The sequence below is a fragment of the Streptomyces sp. NBC_00435 genome (assembly GCF_036014235.1).
GTDB lineage: Bacteria > Actinomycetota > Actinomycetes > Streptomycetales > Streptomycetaceae > Streptomyces.
The window spans coordinates 1311246-1331854 of record NZ_CP107924.1 but is presented as its reverse complement, the minus strand read 5'-3'; the positions used below and the strand labels follow the sequence as shown (position 1 = coordinate 1331854).

General features: G+C 71.1%; 22 protein-coding genes and 1 pseudogene. 12 read left to right on the top strand and 11 right to left on the bottom strand.

Annotated features, from left to right (window positions below; translation table 11 throughout):
* Nucleotides 1–277 precede the first annotated feature (277 nt).
* Nucleotides 278–2014, bottom strand: a complete 1737-nt coding sequence (locus OG389_RS06010) for a recombinase family protein (RefSeq protein WP_328297420.1) — start codon at nt 2012–2014, stop codon at nt 278–280.
* Between the two features lie 72 nt (nt 2015–2086).
* Here OG389_RS06010 and OG389_RS06005 point away from each other — a divergent pair, with 72 nt between their 5' ends.
* The 3 genes and pseudogenes from OG389_RS06005 (at nt 2087) to OG389_RS05995 (ending at nt 3410) form a co-directional block, all read left to right on the top strand.
* Nucleotides 2087–2503: a GNAT family N-acetyltransferase gene (locus OG389_RS06005; RefSeq protein ID WP_328297419.1), complete on the top strand. Its 417-nt coding sequence runs from the start codon at nt 2087–2089 to the stop codon at nt 2501–2503.
* Between the two features lie 29 nt (nt 2504–2532).
* Nucleotides 2533–2775: pseudogene (locus OG389_RS06000) on the top strand (GNAT family N-acetyltransferase); the annotation flags it as partial.
* The gene (locus OG389_RS05995; protein WP_328297418.1) at nt 2772–3410 is read left to right on the top strand and encodes a hypothetical protein; all 639 of its coding nucleotides are present in this window, start codon (nt 2772–2774) and stop codon (nt 3408–3410) included. The pseudogene OG389_RS06000 and the gene OG389_RS05995, both read left to right, overlap by 4 nt.
* 65 nt (nt 3411–3475) lie before the next feature.
* Here OG389_RS05995 and bioD read toward each other — a convergent pair whose 3' ends face one another.
* The 3 genes from bioD to bioB form a co-directional block, all read right to left on the bottom strand.
* Entirely contained in the window at nt 3476–4177 is a 702-nt protein-coding gene (bioD, locus tag OG389_RS05990; protein ID WP_328297417.1) for a dethiobiotin synthase, read from the bottom strand.
* Between the two features lies 1 nt (nt 4178).
* On the bottom strand, nt 4179–5411 hold the full coding sequence (locus OG389_RS05985; RefSeq protein WP_328303548.1) for an adenosylmethionine--8-amino-7-oxononanoate transaminase: 1233 nt from the start codon (nt 5409–5411) through the stop codon (nt 4179–4181).
* 127 nt (nt 5412–5538) lie between these two features.
* Nucleotides 5539–6786 (bottom strand): biotin synthase BioB, encoded by a 1248-nt coding sequence (gene bioB / locus OG389_RS05980; RefSeq protein WP_328297416.1) that lies wholly within the window; start codon nt 6784–6786, stop codon nt 5539–5541.
* A gap of 157 nt (nt 6787–6943) precedes the next feature.
* Between bioB and OG389_RS05975 the strand changes: the two genes are divergently transcribed.
* Nucleotides 6944–8119: an 8-amino-7-oxononanoate synthase gene (locus tag OG389_RS05975; protein ID WP_328297415.1), complete on the top strand. Its 1176-nt coding sequence runs from the start codon at nt 6944–6946 to the stop codon at nt 8117–8119.
* 6 nt (nt 8120–8125) lie between these two features.
* On the opposite strand, the gene OG389_RS05970 is transcribed toward OG389_RS05975, so the two are convergent.
* Both OG389_RS05970 and OG389_RS05965 read right to left on the bottom strand, forming a co-directional pair.
* The gene (locus OG389_RS05970) at nt 8126–8359 is read right to left on the bottom strand and encodes a DUF397 domain-containing protein (protein WP_328297414.1); all 234 of its coding nucleotides are present in this window, start codon (nt 8357–8359) and stop codon (nt 8126–8128) included.
* Nucleotides 8360–8372: 13 nt separating this feature from the next.
* Nucleotides 8373–9251 (bottom strand): helix-turn-helix domain-containing protein, encoded by an 879-nt coding sequence (locus OG389_RS05965; protein WP_328297413.1) that lies wholly within the window; start codon nt 9249–9251, stop codon nt 8373–8375.
* 197 nt (nt 9252–9448) lie between these two features.
* On the opposite strand from OG389_RS05965, the gene OG389_RS05960 reads away from it, so the two are divergent.
* The gene (locus OG389_RS05960; RefSeq protein WP_328297412.1) at nt 9449–9898 is read left to right on the top strand and encodes an ATP-binding protein; all 450 of its coding nucleotides are present in this window, start codon (nt 9449–9451) and stop codon (nt 9896–9898) included.
* A 99-nt stretch (nt 9899–9997) separates the two neighbouring features.
* Here OG389_RS05960 and OG389_RS05955 read toward each other — a convergent pair whose 3' ends face one another.
* The gene (locus OG389_RS05955; RefSeq protein WP_328297411.1) at nt 9998–10387 is read right to left on the bottom strand and encodes a VOC family protein; all 390 of its coding nucleotides are present in this window, start codon (nt 10385–10387) and stop codon (nt 9998–10000) included.
* 304 nt (nt 10388–10691) lie between these two features.
* Here OG389_RS05955 and OG389_RS05950 point away from each other — a divergent pair, with 304 nt between their 5' ends.
* From OG389_RS05950 to OG389_RS05920, 7 genes are all read left to right on the top strand, one after another.
* Complete coding sequence (locus OG389_RS05950; RefSeq protein WP_328297410.1) at nt 10692–10994, top strand: urease subunit gamma; 303 nt, start codon at nt 10692–10694, stop codon at nt 10992–10994.
* A gap of 14 nt (nt 10995–11008) precedes the next feature.
* Nucleotides 11009–11320: an urease subunit beta gene (locus OG389_RS05945; protein WP_328297409.1), complete on the top strand. Its 312-nt coding sequence runs from the start codon at nt 11009–11011 to the stop codon at nt 11318–11320.
* Entirely contained in the window at nt 11313–13034 is a 1722-nt protein-coding gene (locus OG389_RS05940) for an urease subunit alpha (protein WP_328297408.1), read from the top strand. The genes OG389_RS05945 and OG389_RS05940 overlap by 8 nt, the downstream gene beginning before the upstream one ends.
* A gap of 13 nt (nt 13035–13047) precedes the next feature.
* Nucleotides 13048–13722, top strand: coding sequence for an urease accessory protein UreF (locus OG389_RS05935; RefSeq protein ID WP_328297407.1), 675 nt, complete (start codon nt 13048–13050; stop codon nt 13720–13722).
* A 116-nt stretch (nt 13723–13838) separates the two neighbouring features.
* Complete coding sequence (ureG, locus tag OG389_RS05930; RefSeq protein ID WP_328297406.1) at nt 13839–14534, top strand: urease accessory protein UreG; 696 nt, start codon at nt 13839–13841, stop codon at nt 14532–14534.
* Nucleotides 14535–14638: 104 nt separating this feature from the next.
* Nucleotides 14639–15385, top strand: a complete 747-nt coding sequence (locus tag OG389_RS05925) for an urease accessory protein UreD (RefSeq protein WP_328303546.1) — start codon at nt 14639–14641, stop codon at nt 15383–15385.
* Between the two features lie 219 nt (nt 15386–15604).
* Entirely contained in the window at nt 15605–17287 is a 1683-nt protein-coding gene (locus OG389_RS05920; protein WP_328297405.1) for an alpha/beta hydrolase, read from the top strand.
* Between the two features lie 39 nt (nt 17288–17326).
* On the opposite strand, the gene OG389_RS05915 is transcribed toward OG389_RS05920, so the two are convergent.
* The 4 genes from OG389_RS05915 to OG389_RS05900 form a co-directional block, all read right to left on the bottom strand.
* Nucleotides 17327–18037 (bottom strand): lysophospholipid acyltransferase family protein, encoded by a 711-nt coding sequence (locus tag OG389_RS05915; RefSeq protein ID WP_328297404.1) that lies wholly within the window; start codon nt 18035–18037, stop codon nt 17327–17329.
* A gap of 227 nt (nt 18038–18264) precedes the next feature.
* On the bottom strand, nt 18265–18423 hold the full coding sequence (locus OG389_RS05910) for a hypothetical protein (RefSeq protein ID WP_328297403.1): 159 nt from the start codon (nt 18421–18423) through the stop codon (nt 18265–18267).
* A 32-nt stretch (nt 18424–18455) separates the two neighbouring features.
* Nucleotides 18456–19385, bottom strand: coding sequence for a cytochrome c oxidase assembly protein (locus OG389_RS05905; RefSeq protein WP_328303545.1), 930 nt, complete (start codon nt 19383–19385; stop codon nt 18456–18458).
* A gap of 139 nt (nt 19386–19524) precedes the next feature.
* Complete coding sequence (locus OG389_RS05900) at nt 19525–20553, bottom strand: 6-phosphofructokinase (RefSeq protein WP_328297402.1); 1029 nt, start codon at nt 20551–20553, stop codon at nt 19525–19527.
* Between the last annotated feature and the right edge of the window lie 56 nt (nt 20554–20609).

The window sequence follows — 20609 nt, the reverse complement described above, 5'->3', positions numbered from 1 at the left end:
TTCCGCAAAGGTCCCGGACCGTAGGGTCGAAAGTCCCTATCCCTGGGCATGAGAAAGGCCCCCGATTGGGGGCCTCGCTCACTACTTCGCCTTGAGTTCCTCTAGCTGGCGCTCCAAGCGCTCCAGCGTCATTCTCGCGGCCTTTCGCTGCGCGATGTCATCCACGGTAGGGGCGGCGCGTCGCAGGCGCCTCACGGTCGACTCAAGGCGTTCTATCTCGGTCATCTCATCTGCCACTCGACTACGACAGCATGGAGTGCACTGTGTAGGCAAATGATCATGCGGACTGGGTGTTCTTCTCAGACTCGGCGTAGTAGTCGCCGTAAGGACGGACCGGAGCGAGTTCCAGCGGTGTGGCCGTCCGCTGCGTCTCGGATACTTCCGCGAGCCAGTCGGCCAACCATTCGGCATCAGCCTTACCGCCGTCGAGATCAACGGCCCGAGACTCAATGTCGGCCGGGTAGTAATGACGGCCGAAGGGGGCGTTCCTAGGGCCGCCGATGTAGAAGCGGTATCCGATCTGCAAGAGAAGCTTCTTGTGTTCCCGCCATTCGGCATCCAAGGTCAGCCCCTCGGACTCCGTGAACCACTTGTCTCCGAACGACATGCCCAATGGCTCTGTCTCCCACCTGTCGGCAACCTTGGGCATCGCCTTAAGGGAATTAAGGCGCTCTTCGTGCTTAGTCATGGTTTCCAAGATGGTCGTGGCTACGATGCTGCCGGCCGGGGCCGTAGCAAGGTTCTGGGACAAGTTCGTCAGACCCTCGGTAAGGCTCTTGATCTCCGCCTCGTGGTCCTGTCCCGGAATGAAGGTGCGCTTGACGAGGGGAGTGTTCATCAACGGGTACAGGACGGCGCGGGTGATCTCGCCGTAGAAATACCGCAAAGGCCACGTCGTGCGATGCTCGCACGGAATCAGCTTAGTGATGCTCTTGCATCGAATGTACTGGTACTCGTGCTCCCTTACCGTGCCGTCTTTGAGCTTGCGCTTGTTCCGCACAGTGTTGGAGTGCATAGGCTCGCCGCACCAGCAGAACACCAGCCCGGTCACGGGGCCCTCGGTGTCGTCGTGGGTCTTGACTCGCTTATTGGCGGCAATGACCTTTTGGAGCTTGTCGAACTCTGCCCGGGTAAGGATGGGGTCGGCCCACTGCACCGGGATACCGTCACGCAAGCGAGGCTTGCCGTTCTCGGTAGCGATACCCATAAGTGTGTGACGAGTGAAGATGTCCTTGACCATGCTGTGAACCCAACGCATCCGCTCCATGGGAGTGGTGGATACGCCTTCCCGGCCAGCCTTGGCGTTCTCCAAGATCTGGTAGTTCCGGGGGGTCGGAACCTGGCGATCAGTCCAGTCCTTGGCGATCCGGTTGAGCGACCATCCCGACTGGTTCACCAGCCGGTCATAGGCTTCACGGATCAGGCCACCCGTGAACGGGTCGATGATCAGGCGCCAACGCCAGACGGGCTTGCCGTCTTCTTCATGCTGGAACCGCTCTGCGCGGTAGCCGAAGGGCCACTGACCACCCGGCCACAGGTCAAAGCGCTTGTGGTGCTCTAGCTGCTTCTGGCGCTTCTCGGAGACGCTCTCCCGGTACTTGGCGTTCGCGTACGCCTTGAAGCCCGCCATCATGCGGCCCTCGGACGTGTCCAGCTCGAAGTTCGGCTCATCGAGCAGGAGGACGCTCTTGCCCTTGTCCTTGAGCCAGATCACGAACCCCCACCAGTGGAGGTCATCGCGCGTGATGCGGTCCTGCTCCGTGAAGAGCAGCGCGTCCCACTGAGACAGGTAGGGCTCAGTGAGCCACTTCTTCAGCTTGGGGCGCCGGTCAAGGTTGATGGCGCCGGACACCGTAGCGTCCTCCACGTCCCCGACCACTTCGAAGCTCTGCCCAGCCGCGAACTTCGACAGCCGGGCGTCTTGCTCCGCCAGGGCCGCTGACGCTTCTGTGTCGCGGCTGATACGTCGGACCTTGACCACCCGAAGGCCCGAACGGGCGTCCTTATGCTTCACGCCTGCACCCGCCCGTCTCGCTCTGCGAAAGGCAGTGGCCGCCCATTACGCCGCTGTGTTTGGCTCAGCTCCATGATCGAGACACGCAGCGCCACGGTGGCTGATGCCGCAAACGTTCTGGCCTTCTGGGAGGAAGCGGCAGAGGGCACGTCGATCACAGACGACATCGCGGGGGTGACTCGACTCATCGGACGTGATCCAGACGCTCTGATCCTTGCGGAGTCTGACGGGCTCCTCGTGGGCACTCTGATAGCGGGCTGGGATGGTTGGAGAGCTTCGCTCTATCGGCTCGCCGTTCGTCCCTCCCATCGTCGGCAAGGGATCGCCAAGACGCTCCTTGATACCGCCGAACAGCGGTTCCGAGCGTTGGGCGGCCGACGCGGGGACGCGATGGTGTTGGTCGAGAACAAGCAGGCTCAGGCTGCCTGGGCTGCGGCCGGGTACCACCAGGAAGACCACTGGCGGCGATGGGTGAAGCCGTTCGGGTAGGCACACGCCCTCCGTGTTGTGGGACCGGAGGTTTCGACGGCTGGCGGTGCCACCTGTACCGGCTCGCCGTGCACCCGGACCGGCGTCGCCAGGGGATCGGCTCGGCCCTGCTGGCCGCCGCCGAGGAGCGGTTCGCGGAGCTCGGCGGGCGCCGCGCGGACGCGATGGTGCTCAACCGCAACGAGCGGGGCCAACGGGCATGGGAAGCCGGCGGCTACCACCCCGAGGACCACTGGACGCGGTGGGTCAAGCCGCTGGCGCAGACATCGTGACGCGCCGCAGCGCGCCGGCCGCCGCCGTGTCCCTCCTGACCGCGGGACTCCTCGCGCTGACCGGCTGCGGGACGACGGTGGCGGGGGCCGGGAACGCACGGGAGCCGTCGGCGCCCTCCGCGACCCCCTCCGTGGACTACGCGGCCCAGGCGGCCGCCGCGGTCGCGCGCCACGACAAGCTGTTCCCCGAGATCGCGGCGCGGTGCGCGGGCCAGGGCGCTCCGGCGGCCGCGGGGACGCCGGGGGCCGCCGGGACGCCGGGCACGCGGCCCACGGATCCCGAGGCGGGCAAGTACGCGGAGAACCATGCCTACAAACAGCAGGCCGAGCTCAGCCCCGGGGCCAGGTGCCGGGGCGACGCGCACGCCGCGCGGATCAGGGCGGCGATGACGGGTAGCTCCGGTGGGAAGGGCGCACCGCACACGGTGGACGAGCTCCGCGCGCTCCTGATGGGGCTGGGGTACGGGTTCGACAGCGGGGGTGTCTACGGATCCGGGGCGGTCAACGTCTCGTTCGTCCTGTCGGTTCCCGAAAGCGGTCCCTGCGTGTCGGGCCGGCTCGGCCCGCCCGTGAGCGTCCGGGCGCACGGGGTCTACGTGGAGGGCGGCTGCCTCGAACCACGCGGAGGGCACTGACCCGCGGGGCCGCCCGCCGTCGGGCCGGGGCCGACCCGGCGTTGGGCCGCCCCGGCCCGGCCGCGTCAGACGGCCGGAGGGGACCAGGTGCCGTGGAGGGGCGGGGAGAGCCAGCCGGCCGCCGAGGCACGGAACTCGGCGGGGTCGAGGGCGCCCGCCGCCGCGGGGATCGCGCCCAGCAGGGGGAGGGCGGAGACCGACGGGAGGTCGGCCAGGTTGCAGCGGGCCGCCAGATCGGGCTCGGCCGGCCAGCTGCCGATCACCACGCCCAGGGCGGTGAGGTCCCGGGCGCGGAGGGCTTCCGCGGTGAGGGCCGTGGAGTTGAGGGTGCCGAGGCCCGCCGGAGCCACGATCAGGACCGGGGCCCCGAGCAGGCGGGCCGCGTCGGCCAGGGTGTGCCCGGCCTCGTCGAAGCGGACCAGGAGGCCGCCCGCGCCCTCCACGAGGACCAGGTCGTGGGAGAGTGCCAGACCGCGGGCCGCCTCCGCGATCCGCTCCGGGGAGACCGTCGGGAGGCCTGCCCGCCGGGCCGCCGTGTCCGGGGCCAACGGCTCCGGGTAGCGCGCCAGTTCCACGGCGGTGACGCCGGGGCCGGCCAGCCGGGCGACCTCCGCCGCGTCCCCGGGCTCCTGCGGGCCGACTCCCGTCTGGGCCGGCTTCAGGACGGCCACGGAGAGTCCCGCGGCCAGCGCGGCCGCCGCGACGGCCGAGGTGACGACCGTCTTGCCGATCTCGGTTCCCGTCCCCGAGACCACGAGTACCGCCATGTCAGGCCTCCTTCGCGGCCGCGACCACCGCACGGCAGATGCGGGCCACATCGGGGTCGCCCGTGACGAACGGCGGCATCGTGTAGATCAGGTCCCGGAACGGGCGCAGCCAGACGCCCTCCCGGACCGCCGCCGCCGTGGCGCGTGCCATGTCGACGGGGTGGTCGAGCTGGATGACGCCGATCGCGCCCAGGCCCCGTACCTCCCGGACGCCGGGCAGCCCCGCCGCCGGGGCCAGGCCCTCCAGCAGGCCCGCCTCGATGCGCTTGACCTCGCGCTGCCAGTCCTGCCCGAGCAGCAGCTCGATCGAAGCCAGTGCCACCGCCGCGGCCAGCGGGTTGCCCATGAAGGTCGGCCCGTGGGCCAGGACCGGGACCTCGCCCCGGGAGATCCCGTCCGCGACCCGCTCCGTGCACAGGGTGGCGGAGAGCGTGAGGTAGCCGCCGGTCAGCGCCTTGCCCAGGCACATCACGTCCGGGGTGATCCCGGCGTGGTCCGCCGCGAACAGCGCGCCCGTGCGGCCGAAGCCCGTCGCGATCTCGTCCAGGATCAGCAGGACGTCGAACTCGTCGCACAGCTCACGCAGCACCCGGAGGTAGCCCGGGTTGTGGAAGCGCATGCCGCCCGCGCCCTGGACCACCGGCTCCACGATCACGGCCGCCAGCTCGTCCCGGTGCGCGGCGAACAAGGAGCGCAGGTGGGCGACGTAGGCCTCGTCCACGGGGGCGGAGAAGCCGCTCGGCGGGGCGTCCGCGAAGAGCTGGCGCGGGAGGATCCCCGACCACAGCTCGTGCATGCCGCCCTCGGGGTCGCAGACGGCCATCGGCTGCCAGGTGTCCCCGTGGTAGCCACCCCGCCAGGTGAGGAGGCGGCTCTTGCCGGGGCGCCCCACCGAACGCCAGTACTGGAGGCACATCTTCACCGCTACCTCGACCGAGACCGAGCCGGAGTCGGCGAGGAAGACGTGCTCCAGGCCGGCCGGGGTGAGCTCGACGAGCTTCGCCGCCAGCCGGACGGCGGGCTCGTGGGTGAGCCCGCCGAACATCACGTGCGACATCCGGCCGAGCTGGCCGGTCACCGCATCGTTCAGCACCGGGTGGTTGTACCCGTGGATCGCCGACCACCAGGAGGACATGCCGTCGACCAGCTCGTCGTGTCCCTGGGACGGTTCGGCGAGCCGCAGCCGGACCCCGGAGGCGGAGGCGACGACCAGCGGCTCCTGCCGCCCGGGCATCGGGCCGTACGGGTGCCAGACGTGCTGCCGGTCCAGCGCCAGCAGTTCGGCGGCCGCCAGTGTGGTGGCCGCCGGTGCGGTGGCCGCCGGTCCGGCGACCGGTAGAGCGTCGGGCGAGTGGTGCTGATCAGGCATTGGGCGCGAGGTCCGTTCCCGCGCCGCGGCGGCGTACCGCCACCAGACCGGACCGGACCTCGCCCGCCTCGGCCTGGGCCGGTGCGGGGGTCTCGTGCCCGGCGTGCCCCGAGCAGCCGCCGCACGCCGAGCCGCAGCCGGCCTCGTCCGCCGAGCCGGAGGAGGAGGCGGAGGAGCCGCAGACCGAGGCGCCCGCTCCCTTCGAGCCGCAGCCCCCGGCGGTCTCCGCGATCGCCGAGCGGTGCGTGGGCAGCGTCGAGGTACCGGCGCCCTCCACCTCGAAACCGGCGTCCGCGATCATGTCGAGGTCGGCCTGGCCGGCCTGGCCCTCGCTGGTCAGGTAGTCGCCCAGGAAGATCGAGTTGACCAGGTGCAGGGCGAGGGGCTGCATGGTGCGCAGGTGTACCTCGCGCCCGCCCGCGAGGCGGACCTCGACGTCGGGGCAGACGAAGCGGACCATCGCCAGGATGCGCAGGGCGCGCTGCGGGGTGAGGTTCCACTCCTTGGCCAGCGGGGTGCCCTCGAAGGGGATCAGGAAGTTGACCGGCACCGAGTCCGGGTCCAGCTCGCGCAGCGAGTAGACGACGTCGACGAGGTCCTCGTCGCTCTCGCCCATGCCCGCGATCAGACCCGAGCAGGCCGACAGACCGGCGGCGTGCGCCTTCTGCACCGTGTCGACCCGGTCCGCGTAGGTGTGGGTCTTGGTGATCTGGCCGTACGTGGCCTCGGAGGTGTTGAGATTGTGGTTGTAGGCATCCGCGCCCGCGTCCTTCAGGCGCTCGGCCTGGCCGTCCGACAGCAGACCGAGGCAGGCGCACACCTCGATGCCCTCGTTCTGCTCCTTGATGGCCTCGATCGTCTTGCCCACGCGGTCCACGTCGCGGTCCGTGGGACCGCGCCCGCTCGCCACCAGGCACACCCGCTTCGCTCCGCCGGCGACGCCCGCGGCCGCGGCCTGGGAGGCCTCCTCGGGCTTCAGCCACGTGTACTTGAGGATCTCGGCCTTCGATCCCAGCCGCTGGGAGCAGTACGAGCAGTCCTCGGGACAGAGCCCGGATTTCAGGTTGACCAGGTAGTTGAGCTTGACCCGGCGCCCGAACCACTGGCGGCGCACCTTGCCGGCGGCGGCCACCACGTCCAGCAGTTCGTCGTCAGAGGTCGCCAGCACGGCGAGTGCCTCTTCGCGGGTCGGCAGCTCGCGCCGCAGCCCCTTGTCCACGAGGGTGTTCAGCAGGTCCATGGTGCCGATCCTGTCCCACCCGACCACTCCCGGCCAAGGAGAGATCGAACAACATGGCCGGAAGAGAGTGTGTGTATCGCCACACCTGTCGCCCGGGTCACGGGCGGTTAGGGTCGGGCAGGTCTGTGGACTGCCGACAAAAACGCGAGGACCGTCGATGCCCGACCAGCACACCCCCGTCCCCGTGGACGTCTTCTCCTGGATCGACGACGCGGAGCGGGCCCGGGAACAGGCCGGACTCGTCCGGACGCTGCGTCCGCGGCCGGCGGATTCCCCGCTGCTCGATCTCGCGAGCAACGACTACCTCGGGCTGTCCCGGCACCCGGAGACGGTACGCGGGGCGCGTGAGGCGGCCGAGTGCTGGGGCGCCGGAGCGACCGGATCGCGCCTCGTCACCGGTACCACCGAGCTGCACGCGGAGCTGGAGCGGGAGCTGGCCGCCTTCTGCGGGTTCGAGGCGGCGCTGGTGCTCTCCTCCGGGTACGCGGCCAACCTCGCCGCCGTCACCGCGCTCAGTGACCGCGGCACCCTGGTCGTCTCCGACGCGGGCAACCACGCCTCGATCGTCGACGGCTGCCGGCTGTCCCGCGCCGAGACGGCCGTCGTCCCGCACTCCGACCCGGACAGTGCGCGCAAGACGCTCGCCGCACACGGGGGACGGGCCCTGCTGGTCACCGACTCGGTGTTCTCGGTCGACGGGGACGCGGCACCGCTCGCGCGGTACGCCGAAGCCTGCCGGGCCGAGGGTGCGGCGCTGCTCGTGGACGACGCCCACGGGCTCGGTGTCCTGGGCGCGGGCGGCCGCGGCGCGCTGTACGCCGCCGGGCTGGCGGGGGCGCCCGGGGTGGTCGCGACGCTGACCCTCTCGAAGTCCCTGGGCAGCCAGGGCGGCGCCGTACTGGGCCCGGCCAAGGTGATCCGGCACCTGGTCAACACCGCGCGGACCTTCATCTTCGACACCGGGCTCGCCCCGGCCGCGACGGGCGCGGCGCTGGCCGCACTGCGCCTGCTCCAGCGGGAGCCGGAGCGCGCGGACCGTGCCCGCGAGGTGGCCGCCGAGCTGTACGGGCGACTCACCGCGTCCGGCCTGACCGCGGCCCGGCCGGACGCGGCCGTGGTGTCGGTACGGGCCCCGTCCGCTTCGGCGGCACTGCGCTGGGCCGCCGACTGCCGCGAGGCTGGTCTGTCCGTGGGGTGCTTCCGGCCGCCGTCGGTGCCGGACGGCATCTCCCGGCTGCGGCTGACCGCGCGGGCGGATCTCACGGGGGTCGAGATCGGCCGGGCGGTGGAGACGATCCTGGGGACCGCTCCAGCCGGAGCCACGGACCACTGAGCGGAGCTACGGGAGCGTTGCGGCCCGTGGTTCCGTTCCCATGGAGTCGAGGAAACCGTTCCAGGCCGGCCCGGTGAAGAGCACGGCCGGGCCGTCCGTCCGCTTGGAGTCGCGGACGGCCAGCAGGCCGCCACCGAGGACGGCCGTTTCCACGCAATTGTTCATTCCGGTGCTGCGGCTGCTTCGCCGCCACCGCGCGCTGTTCAGAAGTCCGCCTGTGGATAAGGGGGTTGCGGACACGAGAGGTGCCTCCTTACGCGTCGTCAGCGAGGGCGCTGATGAGATCCGACGAGTCGCGGGGCGGGAGGGCGTGCGCCTGGATGGTGCGGAACGCGGCGCTGTACGCCTCAAGGTCTTCCTTCCGCTCCAGATAGAGGCTACTCGTCAAATGGTCGAGTACCACCACATCCAGATCGGCGATGTTCGGAAATGAGAAAATTACGAACGGTCCGGTCAGGCCGAGATGTCCCCCCACGCTGAACGGCAATACCTGCAGCCGCACTTGAGGTAGACGTGCCACCTCCACCAGGTACCTCAACTGTTCCTCCATCACCCCCGAGCCGCCGATCTTGCGCCGCAGCACCGCCTCGTCCAGCACGGCGCTCAGCTCCAGCGGCGGATCCGCCCGCAGCACGCTCTGGCGTGCCAGCCGTACGTCGACCAGCGCGTCGACCTTGGGCTCCGGCAGCCCGCCCAGCGCGGCCCGGGTCACGGCGCGCGCGTACTCCGGGGTCTGCAGGAGGCCCGGCACCACGGAGAGCTCGACCGTGCGCGCCGAGCGGGCACCCGCCTCCAGGCTGATGAAGTCCCGGTACTCCTGCGGCAGCAGCCCCCGGTAGTCGTGCCACCACTGCCGGCCGCGCCCCGTTCCGGTCTCCGGGCCCGCCGCCGAGGCCGAGAGGGCCTCCAGCAGCGCGCGCTGCTGCGCGCTCACGACATCACCGTAGACGTCGAGCAGCAGCCGGATGTCCTCGACCTTGACGCCGCTGCGCCCCGTCTCGATACGGCTGATCTTCGACTGGTGCCATCCCGCCAGCCGGGCCGCCTCACCACTGGTGAGTCCGGTCCGGTCACGAAGGGCACGCAGTTCCTCGCCGAGCTTGCGCCGGCGCACCGCGGGACCGTGCTGCACACCCACCTCCTTCCACCGGCACAGGTCGCACCAGTCTGCCGTCCAAATACGCTCTTCCGTAGCAGAGTTCACTGCATCGAGCGACAGATATATGCATATCTTGGGGGATCGGCGGAAACGGCGGGACGATGGGTGGCACTCTGGCGTCCAGCACAGGTCCGGGGCTGCTGAGCCCCGGTGGGAAAGGGACCGTCGCCATGGCAGATCACCAGGAAGCATCCGTCACTCTGCCGAGCGATCCCGCCTCGGTCGCGACCGCCAGGCGCTACGTCGCGGAGGTGCTGAGCGGGTGGGGACTCCCCGACGGGACCGATACCGCCGACAGTGTCCGGCTGATCGTCTCGGAGCTGGCCACCAACTCCGTGCAGCACACCTTCGGGCAGTCGCCGACCTTCACCGTGGACATCCGCCTGGAGCGCGAGGAGTGGCTGCGCATCGGGGTCACCGACAGCCATCCGCGCTGGCCCAAGCGGCTCCCGGCCGCCGTCCAGCAGGACAACGGCCGGGGGATGGTCATCATCCGCTGGCTCACCGCGGAGGCGGGCGGCCGGCTCTCGGTCAGTCCGACCGAGGACGGGGGCAAGACCGTGTGGATCGCCCTGCCCTGGGCGGTCGGCGCTCCGGCGAGGATGCCCACCGGCTGTTGACCCGGACCGATGTTGCCGTGGACCGCTGCCGACCCGTACCGCTCTTGGTCCGTACCGCTCTTGGCCCGTACCGCTCCGGACCGGGCCGCCGTTGACGGATCAGGAACCCGCGCGCTCCGCCTCGCTGCGCTCGATGCACAGTTCGTTGCCCTCCGGGTCCGTGAGGGTGACCCAGCCGCTGCCGTCCTCCCGGCGGTGGTCGGAGAAGAGCTTCGCGCCGAGCCCGAGGAGACGTTCGACGTTCTCGTCGCGGGTGCCGGTCGTCGGCTGGATGTCCAAGTGGACCCGGTTCTTACCGGACTTGCCCTCCGGCACCCGGCAGAAGAGCAGACCGGTCACGCCCGGCTGGCCCGGCACCAGTGAGATCTCGGGGTCGTCCGCCAGGTCGTCCGGGTGGATGGGCCAGCCCGTGACCTCGGACCAGAACTGCGCCAGCGCGTACGGCTCCTGCGAGTCGAAGGTGATGTGGTGGACGGGGTTCAGAAACATGCTGCTCCTCGTGGGCCGCTCCGTATACGGAACTGGGCTGGGCGGCACCCGGAGTTGAACCGGGTACCTCCCCGAAACGTGGGTTAACTCAGCGGAAAAGCGCGGCACCTAGCGTGGCGGCCACGTCCCCTCCGCCAATGATCACCCATGGGCCGGCAAAGCGGCGGTGCTCGGGACGGAAAGCCTTTCTCTGCGTTGGGCAAGACACGCTTGGCTCGGATATGCGCAGGTCAACAAAGTGTTGACGGCCCGTAGGGTCGGCTCGGCGCGATGTCGATCATGTCCCGGAAGCTTGGTGATTGCTGTGCAACTGACCCCCCACGAGCAAGAAAGACTGCTCATCCACGTGGCCGCCGACGTGGCCGAGAAACGCAGGGCGCGGGGCGTCCTCCTCAACCACCCCGAGGCGATCGCCCTGATCACCGCACACATCCTCGAAGGCGCCCGGGACGGGCGGACCGTGGCCGAGCTGATGGCCTCCGGACGCACCGTCCTGCACCGCTCGCAGGTCATGGAGGGGATACCCGAGATGATCCACGACGTCCAGGTCGAGGCGACCTTCCCGGACGGCACCAAGCTCGTCACCGTCCACACCCCGATCGTCTGAGAGCGAGTAACCGCATGATCCCCGGCGAAATCGCCTACGGGGACGGTCCGGTGCGCCTCAACGAAGGCCGGCCCGTCACCCGTCTCACCGTGCTCAACTCCGCCGACCGGCCCGTCCAGGTCGGCTCCCACTACCACTTCGCCGAAGCCAACCCCGGCCTCGACTTCGACCGCCGCGCCGCCCACGGGCAGCGCCTCGACATAGCCGCCGGCACCGCGGTCCGCTTCGAGCCGGGCATCCCGGTCGCCGTGGAACTCGTACCGCTGGCCGGGCTGCGCACCGTACCGGGGCTGCGCGGAGAGACCGGAGGGCCGCTCGATGGCTGAGATATCGCGCCAGGTCTACGCCGACCTCTTCGGCCCCACTACGGGCGATCGGATCCGCCTCGCCGACACCGACCTCTTCGTCGAGATCGAGCGGGACCTCGGCGGCGGCCCCGGACTGGCCGGGGACGAAGCCGTGTTCGGAGGCGGCAAGGTCATCCGGGAATCCATGGGCCAGGCCCGCACCACCCGTGCCGAGGGGGCCGCGGACACCGTTGTCACCGGGGTCGTGATCCTCGACCACTGGGGCATCGTCAAGGCCGACGTCGGCATCCGGGACGGCCGGATCTGCGGCATCGGCAAGGCCGGCAACCCCGACACGATGGACGGGGTCGACCGTGCCCTCGTCATCGGCCCCGAGACCGAGATCATCGCGGGCAACGGGAAGATCCTCACCGCCGGCGCCGTCGACGCCCACGTGCACTTCATCTCCCCGACCGTGATCGAGGAGGCCCTCGCCTCCGGCATCACCACCCTCGTCGGCGGCGGCACCGGACCCGCGGAGGGCACCAAGGCCACCACCGTCACCCCCGGACCCTGGCACCTGGCCCGGATGTTCGCCGCGCTGGAGGCCTACCCCGTCAACATCGGCCTGCTCGGCAAGGGCAACACCATGTCCCGCGAGGGAATGTACTCCCAGCTGCGCGGCGGCGCGCTCGGCTTCAAGCTCCACGAGGACTGGGGATCCACCCCCGCGGTCATCGACGCCTGCCTCACCGTCTGCGAGGAGACCGGAGCCCAGGCCGCCATCCACACCGACACCCTCAACGAGGCCGGATTCGTCGCCGACACCCTCGCCGCCATCGGTGGACGGACCATCCACTCCTACCACACCGAAGGCGCGGGCGGCGGGCACGCACCCGACATCATCACCGTGGTCTCCGAGCCGAACATCCTGCCCAGCTCCACCAACCCGACCCGCCCGCACACGGTCAACACCGTCGAGGAACACCTCGACATGCTGATGGTCTGCCACCACCTCAACCCCGCCGTCCCCGAGGACCTGGCCTTCGCCGAGTCCCGGATCCGGCCCTCCACCATCGCCGCCGAGGACGTCCTGCACGACCTCGGGGCCATCTCGATCATCTCCTCCGACGCCCAGGCCATGGGTCGCGTGGGCGAGGTGATCCTGCGCACCTGGCAGACCGCCCACGTGATGAAGAAGCGGCGCGGCTCCCTGCCCGGCGACGGACCCGCCGACAACCACCGGGCCCGCCGCTACGTCGCCAAGTACACGATCAACCCGGCCGTGGCCCAAGGCCTGGCCCGCGAGATCGGTTCTGTGGAGACCGGCAAGCTCGCCGACCTGGTGCTGTGGAACCCCGCCTTCTTCGGCGTCAAGCCCGAACTCGTCATCAAGGGCGGTCAGATCGCCTACGCGCAGATGGGCGACGCCAACGCCTCAATCCCCACCCCGCAGCCGGTCCTGCCGCGCCCGATGTTCGGGGCCCGCGGGCGCGCCCCCGGCCTCAACTCGGTCAACTTCACGGCCCAGGCGGCCCTCGACGACGGACTGCCCGAACGGCTCGGACTCGGCAAGGAGTTCGTCGCCATCGAGAGCACCCGCAAGGTGACCAAGGCGGACATGCGCAACAACGACGCCATGCCGAGGGTCGAGGTCGACGCCGACACCTTCACCGTCACCATCGACGGCGAAGTCGTGGAACCGGCGCCTGCCGCGGAACTCCCCATGGCCCAGCGTTACTTCCTCTTCTGATGGGCGCGCCGCGATGAGCCTCGCCGCCCTCCTCGTCCTCGCCGACGGCCGCTTCCCCGCCGGCGGGCACGCCCACTCCGGCGGGGCCGAGGCAGCCTGCAAGGCGGGCCGGATCCACGACGCCGCCACCCTGGAGGACTTCTGCCGGGGCCGGCTGCACACCGCCGGGCTCGTCGCGGCCGCCCTCGCCGCGGCGGCCGCCCTCGGGCTCGACCCGGCGGGCCTCGACGGAGCCGCCGACGCCCGGACCCCGTCGCCCGCGCTGCGCGCCGCCGCGCGCAGGCTCGGCCGCCAGCTCCTGCGGGCCGCCCGCGCCACCTGGCCCGGCCCGGAACTCGACGCGCTGGCCGCCGCGTTCCCGCGCGGGGCGCACCAGCCCGTGGTGCTCGGCGTCACGGCCCGGTCGGCGGGGCTGGGGCCGCTGGACGCCGCGCACGTGGCGGCGTACGAAAGCGTGAGCGGGCCGGCGACCGCGACCGTACGGCTGCTCGGCCTGGACCCCTTCGAAGCGAGCCGGGTCCTGGCCGGGCTCGCCCCCGAGCTGGACTCCGTGTCCGGGCAGGCGGCGCGGGCCGCGCTGCGCGCCCGCGCGCAGGGGCCGCACGTTCTGCCCGCGGCCTCCTCGCCGCTGCTGGACATCGCGGCCCAGGCCCATGCCGACTGGCCGGTACGCCTCTTCGCCTCCTGATCCGCGGTCCGCGAACCGCCCGCCCGCGATCCGCCGCCCGCGCGGCGGCCTTCCGCACCGCCCAGCAGCACCCCGCAGTACCCCGCACCACCCGGAACCACCCCAAGGAGAGCCCCATGCACCTCGACCACGGCGCGGCCTTCCCGCAGCGCCACACCCACAGCGCCGGGCCGATGCACGCGGACGGCAGCCGCCGCGCCCTGCGCATCGGCCTCGGTGGTCCGGTCGGCTCCGGCAAGACCGCCACGGTCGCCGCCCTCTGCAGGGAGCTGCGCGCGGAGGTGTCCATGGCCGTCGTCACCAACGACATCTACACCCGCGAGGACGCCGAGTTCCTGCTCCGGGAAGCCGTCCTGCCGCCCGAGCGGATCAGTGCCGTGGAGACGGGGGCCTGCCCGCACACCGCGATCCGCGACGACATCTCCGCCAACCTGGAGGCGGTCGAGGAGCTCGAAGAGGCCTTCCGCGAGCACGGCCGGCTCGACCTCATCCTCGTGGAGTCCGGCGGCGACAACCTCACCGCCACGTTCTCCCGGGGCCTGGTCGACGCCCAGATCTTCGTCATCGACGTGGCGGGTGGCGACGACATCCCGCGCAAGGGCGGCCCCGGCGTCACCACCGCCGACCTCCTCGTCGTCAACAAGACCGACCTCGCCCCCCACGTCGGCTCGGACCTGGGCCGGATGGCCCGCGACGCCGCCGAGCAGCGTGGCGAACTGCCCGTGGCCTTCCAGTCCCTGCGCGGCGCCGAGGGCGTGGCACCGGTGGCCGCCTGGGTGCGCGAGCGGATCGCCGCCTGGTCCGCCCGGTGAGTCCTACGGTGACCGGCGCGGCCCAACCCGGCCCTCAGGCCCCGCCTGGCCCCCCGGCCCAACCCGGCCGCCCGGACCCGCCCGGACCTCCCGCCCCGGCCGGCCTGCGCGCCACCGCCCGGATCGGCGCCGCCGCCGACGGGCGGGGGGCCACCGTCCTGCCCCTGCTGGCCGGCGAGGGGCCGCTCGCCCTGCGCCGCACCCGGGGCGAGGGCACCGAGGCCGGCGTCATGCTGGTCGGCGCGATGAGCGCCCCCCTGGGAGGCGACCACCTCACGGTCGAGGCCGGGGCCGGTCCCGGCGCCCGGCTGCTGCTCCGCTCCGCGGCGGCCACCCTGGCGCTGCCCGGCCGGCACGGGGAGCCCGCGCGGTACGACGTACGGCTCACGCTGGCGGACCGGTCGGCGGTGCGCTGGCTGCCGGAGCCGCTGGTCTCGGTACGCGGCAGCGACCTGCGGGTCCGCACCCGCGCCGAACTCGCCCCCACCGCCCGGCTCCTGCTGCGCGAGGAGCAGGTGCTGGGCCGCACCGGGGAACTTCCGGGCCTGCTGCGCAGCCGGCTCACCGTGACCCGGGACGGACGGCCGCTGCTGGACCAGGAGCTGGCCTGCGGGCCCGGAGCACCCGGCGGCTGGGACGGTCCGGCGGGACTCGCCGGGCACCGGGCACTGGGCCAGCTCCTGGTGGTGGACCCGGACTTCGGGGCGGACCCGCCGCGGGCCCGGATGCTCGGCGAGTTCGCGGCGGTCACCCCGCTGGCGGGTCCGGCCGTCCTGGTCACGGTCCTGGCCCCGGACGCGCTGCGGCTGCGCGATCTGCTCGACTCCGCCTGCGGAACCTACGGTTGGTGACCGGTACGCACACCCGGGAAACTGGGGTGCGGCACCCAGGACGAACCAGGCACCGCTCAGCGGTACACCCATTTCCGGATATCGGGTTGGCAAAGAACGGGCCCGCGCTCTGTCGCCCGCTCCTGGTCAGGCGAAAGTATCCCCCTGCACACGCCGACGACATCCACCGGCCCGAACCACGCCGCCCACGGCGGCAGATGACGCAGGGGGAACAACCACGTGATACGCAACGCGGCGCTGGGGAGCGCCGCCACACTGATCACCGGCACACTGGCGGCGAGCCTGCTGCTCGTCCCGACCGCGTCGGCGACCCAGGCCTCCCCGGCCGGGCGCGACAACGGGATCGCGGAGGCGGTCGGCACCCAGATCGCCGCCGCCCGCGCGGCCCGTACGGGGGTCGACTGGAAGGACTGTCCGGCCGACTGGGGCTTCGAGAAGCCCATCCAGTGCGGCTATGTGAAGGTCCCGCTCGACTACAGCAAGCCGTTCGGCAAGACGATCGACCTCGCCGTCGACCGCGCCGTCAGCACCGGCACCAAGCAGGAGCGCCAGGGCGCGCTCATCTACAACCCGGGCGGTCCCGGTGCCTCGGGCATGCGCTTCCCCCGCCGCACCACCACCAACAGCCCGCTGTGGGTCAGCACCGCGAAGGCGTACGACTTCGTGGGCTTCGACCCGCGCGGCGTCGGCCACTCCGCGCCGATCTCCTGCATCGACCCGCAGGAGTACGTCTCGGTCCCCAAGGCCGACCCGGTGCCGGACAGCAAGGCCGACAAGAACGCCCAGCGCAAGCTCGCCGCGGAGTACGCGGACGGCTGCAAGGAGCGCAGCGGCGAGATGCTGCCGTTCATGACCACGCCGAACATCGCGCGTGACCTGGACGTCATCCGCGCCGCCCTCGGCGAGCAGAAGCTGAACTTCCTCGGCGTCTCCTTCGGCACCTACATCGGCGGGGTCTACGCGACCCTGTTCCCGAACCACGTGCGCCGCATGATCGTCGACAGCGTGGTGGACCCGGACCGTGACAACATCTGGTACGAGGCCAACCTCGGCCAGGACGTCGCCTTCCAGATGCGCTGGAACGACTGGGAGGACTGGGTCGCCAAGAACGACGCCGTCTTCCACCTGGGCGACACCCGCGCCAAGGTCGAGGCCAAGTGGCTGGAGCTGCGCGCCAAGGCCAAGGCCAACCCGCTCGGCGGGCTCATCGGCCCCGCCGAGCTCATCGGGTTCTTCCAGAGCGCCCCGTACTACGACTCCTCCTGGGTGCCCGTCGCCCAGACCTGGGCCGCGTACGCCGCCGGCGACGAGCAGGCGCTGATCGACGCCATCGCCCCGGACATGACCGACATCCAGGGCAACATCTCCGCGGAGAACGGCACCGCGGTCTACACCGCGGTCGAGTGCGCCGACGCCAAGTGGCCCACCAGCTGGTCCAAGTGGGACCGGGACAACACCGAGCTCCACAAGAAGTACCCGTTCATGACCTGGGCCAACGCGTGGATGAACCTGCCCTGCGCGACCTGGAAGTCCAAGCAGTACAACGCGATCGAGGTCGGTGTAGGCGCCCACCGCGGCCTGCCGCCGGTCCTGATCGTGCAGTCCGAGCGCGACGCGGCCACGCCGTACAGGGGTGGGGTCTCGCTGCACAACCGGCTCGCCGGCTCGCGTCTGATCACCGAGCAGAACGCCGGCTCGCACGGTGTCACCAACCTGGTGAACCCCTGCATCAACACCCGGGTGGAGACCTACCTGCTCACGGGCAAGGTCGACGCCCAGGACGTGAAGTGCGGTCCGCACGCCACTCCGGTGGCCCCGGCCGCCGTCACCGCCAAGTCCCTGGCCCAGGCTCCGGCCGCCAGTGAGCTCCAGGCGAAGGACGAGCTCCCGGCCATCCGCTAGCCGGCCGGGGCAGCAGCTCCACACCGCACGGGAGAGGGCTCAGCGCGTCCTGCGCCGGGCCTTCTTCCGTGCTTCCTCCTCCTCCGCCTTGACCTCGGCGGCGTACCGGTCGACGTACTCCTGGCCGGACAGCGCGAGGATCTCGTACATGATCTCGTCGGTGACGGCCCGCAGCACGGCCCGCTCGCGCTCCATCCCGGCGTACCGGGAGAAGTCCAACGGCTGGCCGAAGCGGATCGTGACCCGCCGGATGCTGGGGATCTTCTGCCCGGGCGGTTGGATCTCGAAGGTGCCGACCATCGCGCACGGTACGACGGGCACCCCGGCGCCCAGCGCCATCGCGGCCACCCCCACCTTGCCCTTGTAGAGCCGGCCGTCGTGCGACCGGGTGCCCTCCGGGTAGATGCCGAGCAGCTCACCCTTGGACAGCACCCCGAGCCCCTCGCGGAGCGCGGCCTGGCCGGCGTCCTTCCCGGAGCGGTCGACGGGGATCTGGCCGGCGCTGCGGAAGAAGGCGGCGGTGAGCCGTCCCTTCAGGCCCGGGCCCGTGAAGTACTCGGCCTTCGCGAGGAAGGTGATGCGCCGTTTGAGGATCGCGGGCATCAGGAAATGGTCGGAGAAGGACAGGTGGTTGCCCGCGACGATCGCCGCCCCGTCCGCCGGGATGTTCTCCAGCCCCTCGATGCGCGGTCGGAACAGCAGCCGCAGCAGCGGCCCGAGGATCACATGCTTGAGCAACTGGTAGAACACCAGGCCCCTCCCGTCGACATCCCGTTGTCACGGACATCTTACGGACGGTCAGCCGAGAGCCGGAGGGGTCGGCGGCGCCGAAGATCCGGCGGACGGCCTGATCCCGCCGTCCGGCAGGGGCGGCCGACGGCCCGGGCCCGCGGCCTGCGGGCGCGGGAAGAGGGCGCCCAGGTGCGGGGCCCGGCGTGGGCAGGGCCGGCCCCTGCGCGACGGCGGGCGCATCCCGCTCATGCGCTGCGCGAAGCCGCCATGCCCGCGGTGAGGAGTCCCAGCACCACCCAGCCGAACCACAGCCAGCCGTTGCTGCCGAGCGCCACGGAGTACGTGGCGATTACCACCAGAGAGGCGAAGGTCATCACGGCCATCGCCTTCACGGATCCGGTCATGCCCCATGGTGGCGCGCGAAGGTGCTCCGGCGCTACTGGCCACGCGCTTGGAGTGAGGCCAGATACGAGTTGTAGGCCGCGAGCTCCTGGTCCCCGTTGCGATCCTCGGACCGGTCGGAGCGCTTCGCCGCCCGCTGCTCCGAGTGGTACCACTGGTAGACCAGCGCGATCAGCACGAGCACCGAGGGGATCTCGCTGAAGGCCCAGGCGATTCCGCCGCCCCACTGCTGGTCGAGCAGCGGGTCGATGCCGAGGGAGGCCGGGGGGTTCGCGTACGTCTTGACCATCGGCTCGCTGGCCATCATCAGCGCGATGCCGAAGAAGGCGTGGAAGGGCATTCCGGCGAACAGCTCCAGCATCCGCATCACGTAGCCGGGGCGGTGCGGGCCCGGGTCCACGCCCATGATCGGCCAGAAGAAGACCAGGCCGACGGCGAGGAAGTGGACCATCATCGCGATGTGCCCGGTCCTCGATTCCATCAGGAAGTCGAAGACCGGGGTGAAGTACAGGCCGTAGAGGCTCGCGATGAACAGCGGAATGGTGAACACCGGATGGGTGACCACCTTCATGTAGCGGCTGTGCAGGAGCATCAGCAGCAGCTCGCGCGGGCCCTTGCGGCCGCGGGCGGCCGGCGGCAGCGCGCGCAGCGCCAGGGTCACGGGCGCGCCCAGCAACAGCAGGATCGGGCTGAGCATGCTGATCACCATGTGCTGGACCATGTGCACGCTGAACATGACCATTCCGTAGTCGTTCAGCTTGGTGCACATCACCAGCGCCACGCTCAGCACACCGAGGGTGAAGGCGACCGTCCGTCCGACCGGCCAGGAGTCGCCGCGCCGGCGCAGTCGCCCCACGCCCCACGCGTACAGGCCGAGGCCCACGAGCGAGCCGATCAGGAAGAAGGCGTCGAAGGAGAACTCCAGCCCGCGCCCGAGGGTGAAGGGCGGCAGGTCCATGTCCATGTCCATGCCGGCGTGCGCGAGGTAACTCAATCTCTTCACTCCCTTGACCCGTGGTGCCCCACCACAGTAGTGCCGCCCCCGGACGGGAAATCGTCCGGGGGCGCGCATTACGGGAGTGACACGGCGAAAGGGGGAAAGATCACAGCACGTTCTGCGCCTCGGCGTACCGCTCGGCCGGAACGGTCTTCAGGGTCTGCACCGCCTCGTCGAGCGGCACCATCACGATGTCCGTGCCGCGCAGCGCCGTGAGCATCCCGAACTCGCCCCGGTGCGCAGCCTCCACCGCGTGCCAGCCGAAGCGGGTCGCCAGGACCCGGTCGTACGCCGTGGGCGTGCCGCCGCGCTGGACGTGGCCCAGGATGACCGGCCGGGCCTCCTTGCCGAGGCGGTCCTCCAGCTCGACGGCGAGCCGGTTGCCGATGCCGGCGAACCGCTCGTGCCCGTACACGTCGGTGCCGCCCTCCTCCAGGGCCATCGAGCTGCCCGCGGCGGGCTTGGCGCCCTCGGCGACCACGACGATCGCGAACCGCTTGCCCTGCGAGAAGCGCTCCCCGACGATCGCGGTGAGCTCCTCGATGTCGAAGGGTCGTTCCGGCACGACGATCGCGTGCGCGCCGGCCGCCATGCCCGAGTGCAGGGCGATCCAGCCGGTGTGCCGGCCCATGACCTCCACGACCATCACGCGCTGGTGGGACTCGGCGGTGGTCTTCAGCCGGTCCAGCGCCTCGGTGGCGACCCCGACGGCGGTGTCGAAGCCGAAGGTGACATCGGTCGAGGCGATGTCGTTGTCGATGGTCTTGGGGACGCCGACGATCGGCAGGCCGCCCTGCGCGAGCAGGTTCGCGGCCTTCAGGGTGCCCTCGCCGCCGATCGGGATGATCGCGTCCAGGCCGAGATCGGCTACGTGGCCGCGGGCCCGCTCCACGCCGTCGCGCAGATGGGCGGGCTGGACCCGGGAGGATCCCAGAATCGTTCCGCCACGGGCCAGGATGCCGCTGACGGCGTCCAGGTCGAGCTTGCGGTAGTCGCACTCCAGCAGGCCGCGCCAGCCGTCGTGGAAGCCTATGACCTCGTCCCCGTGGTCGACGACGGCGCGGTGTACGACGGAGCGGATGACGGCATTGAGCCCGGGGCAGTCGCCTCCGGAAGTGAGCACACCAATGCGCATGGCAGGAAGGACCTTTGCAACGTGGGCCGACGACCGGACCACGTCGTCCGGTTGGA

What these genes read in the sequence shown, in the direction of transcription:
- OG389_RS05975 (WP_328297415.1), top strand. Translation starts at nt 6,944, where the DNA reads ATGCCCGACCAGCACACCCCCGTCCCCGTGGACGTCTTCTCCTGGATC.
- OG389_RS05985 (WP_328303548.1), bottom strand. Translation starts at nt 5,411, where the DNA reads ATGCCCGGGCGGCAGGAGCCGCTGGTCGTCGCCTCCGCCTCCGGGGTC.
- OG389_RS05945 (WP_328297409.1), top strand. Translation starts at nt 11,009, where the DNA reads ATGATCCCCGGCGAAATCGCCTACGGGGACGGTCCGGTGCGCCTCAAC.
- OG389_RS05940 (WP_328297408.1), top strand. Translation starts at nt 11,313, where the DNA reads ATGGCTGAGATATCGCGCCAGGTCTACGCCGACCTCTTCGGCCCCACT.
- OG389_RS05905 (WP_328303545.1), bottom strand. Translation starts at nt 19,385, where the DNA reads ATGGACATGGACCTGCCGCCCTTCACCCTCGGGCGCGGGCTGGAGTTC.
- OG389_RS05960 (WP_328297412.1), top strand. Translation starts at nt 9,449, where the DNA reads ATGGCAGATCACCAGGAAGCATCCGTCACTCTGCCGAGCGATCCCGCC.
- OG389_RS05900 (WP_328297402.1), bottom strand. Translation starts at nt 20,553, where the DNA reads ATGCGCATTGGTGTGCTCACTTCCGGAGGCGACTGCCCCGGGCTCAAT.
- bioB (WP_328297416.1), bottom strand. Translation starts at nt 6,786, where the DNA reads ATGGACCTGCTGAACACCCTCGTGGACAAGGGGCTGCGGCGCGAGCTG.
- OG389_RS05910 (WP_328297403.1), bottom strand. Translation starts at nt 18,423, where the DNA reads ATGACCGGATCCGTGAAGGCGATGGCCGTGATGACCTTCGCCTCTCTG.
- OG389_RS05955 (WP_328297411.1), bottom strand. Translation starts at nt 10,387, where the DNA reads ATGTTTCTGAACCCCGTCCACCACATCACCTTCGACTCGCAGGAGCCG.
- bioD (WP_328297417.1), bottom strand. Translation starts at nt 4,177, where the DNA reads ATGGCGGTACTCGTGGTCTCGGGGACGGGAACCGAGATCGGCAAGACG.
- ureG (WP_328297406.1), top strand. Translation starts at nt 13,839, where the DNA reads ATGCACCTCGACCACGGCGCGGCCTTCCCGCAGCGCCACACCCACAGC.
- OG389_RS05935 (WP_328297407.1), top strand. Translation starts at nt 13,048, where the DNA reads ATGAGCCTCGCCGCCCTCCTCGTCCTCGCCGACGGCCGCTTCCCCGCC.
- OG389_RS06005 (WP_328297419.1), top strand. Translation starts at nt 2,087, where the DNA reads ATGATCGAGACACGCAGCGCCACGGTGGCTGATGCCGCAAACGTTCTG.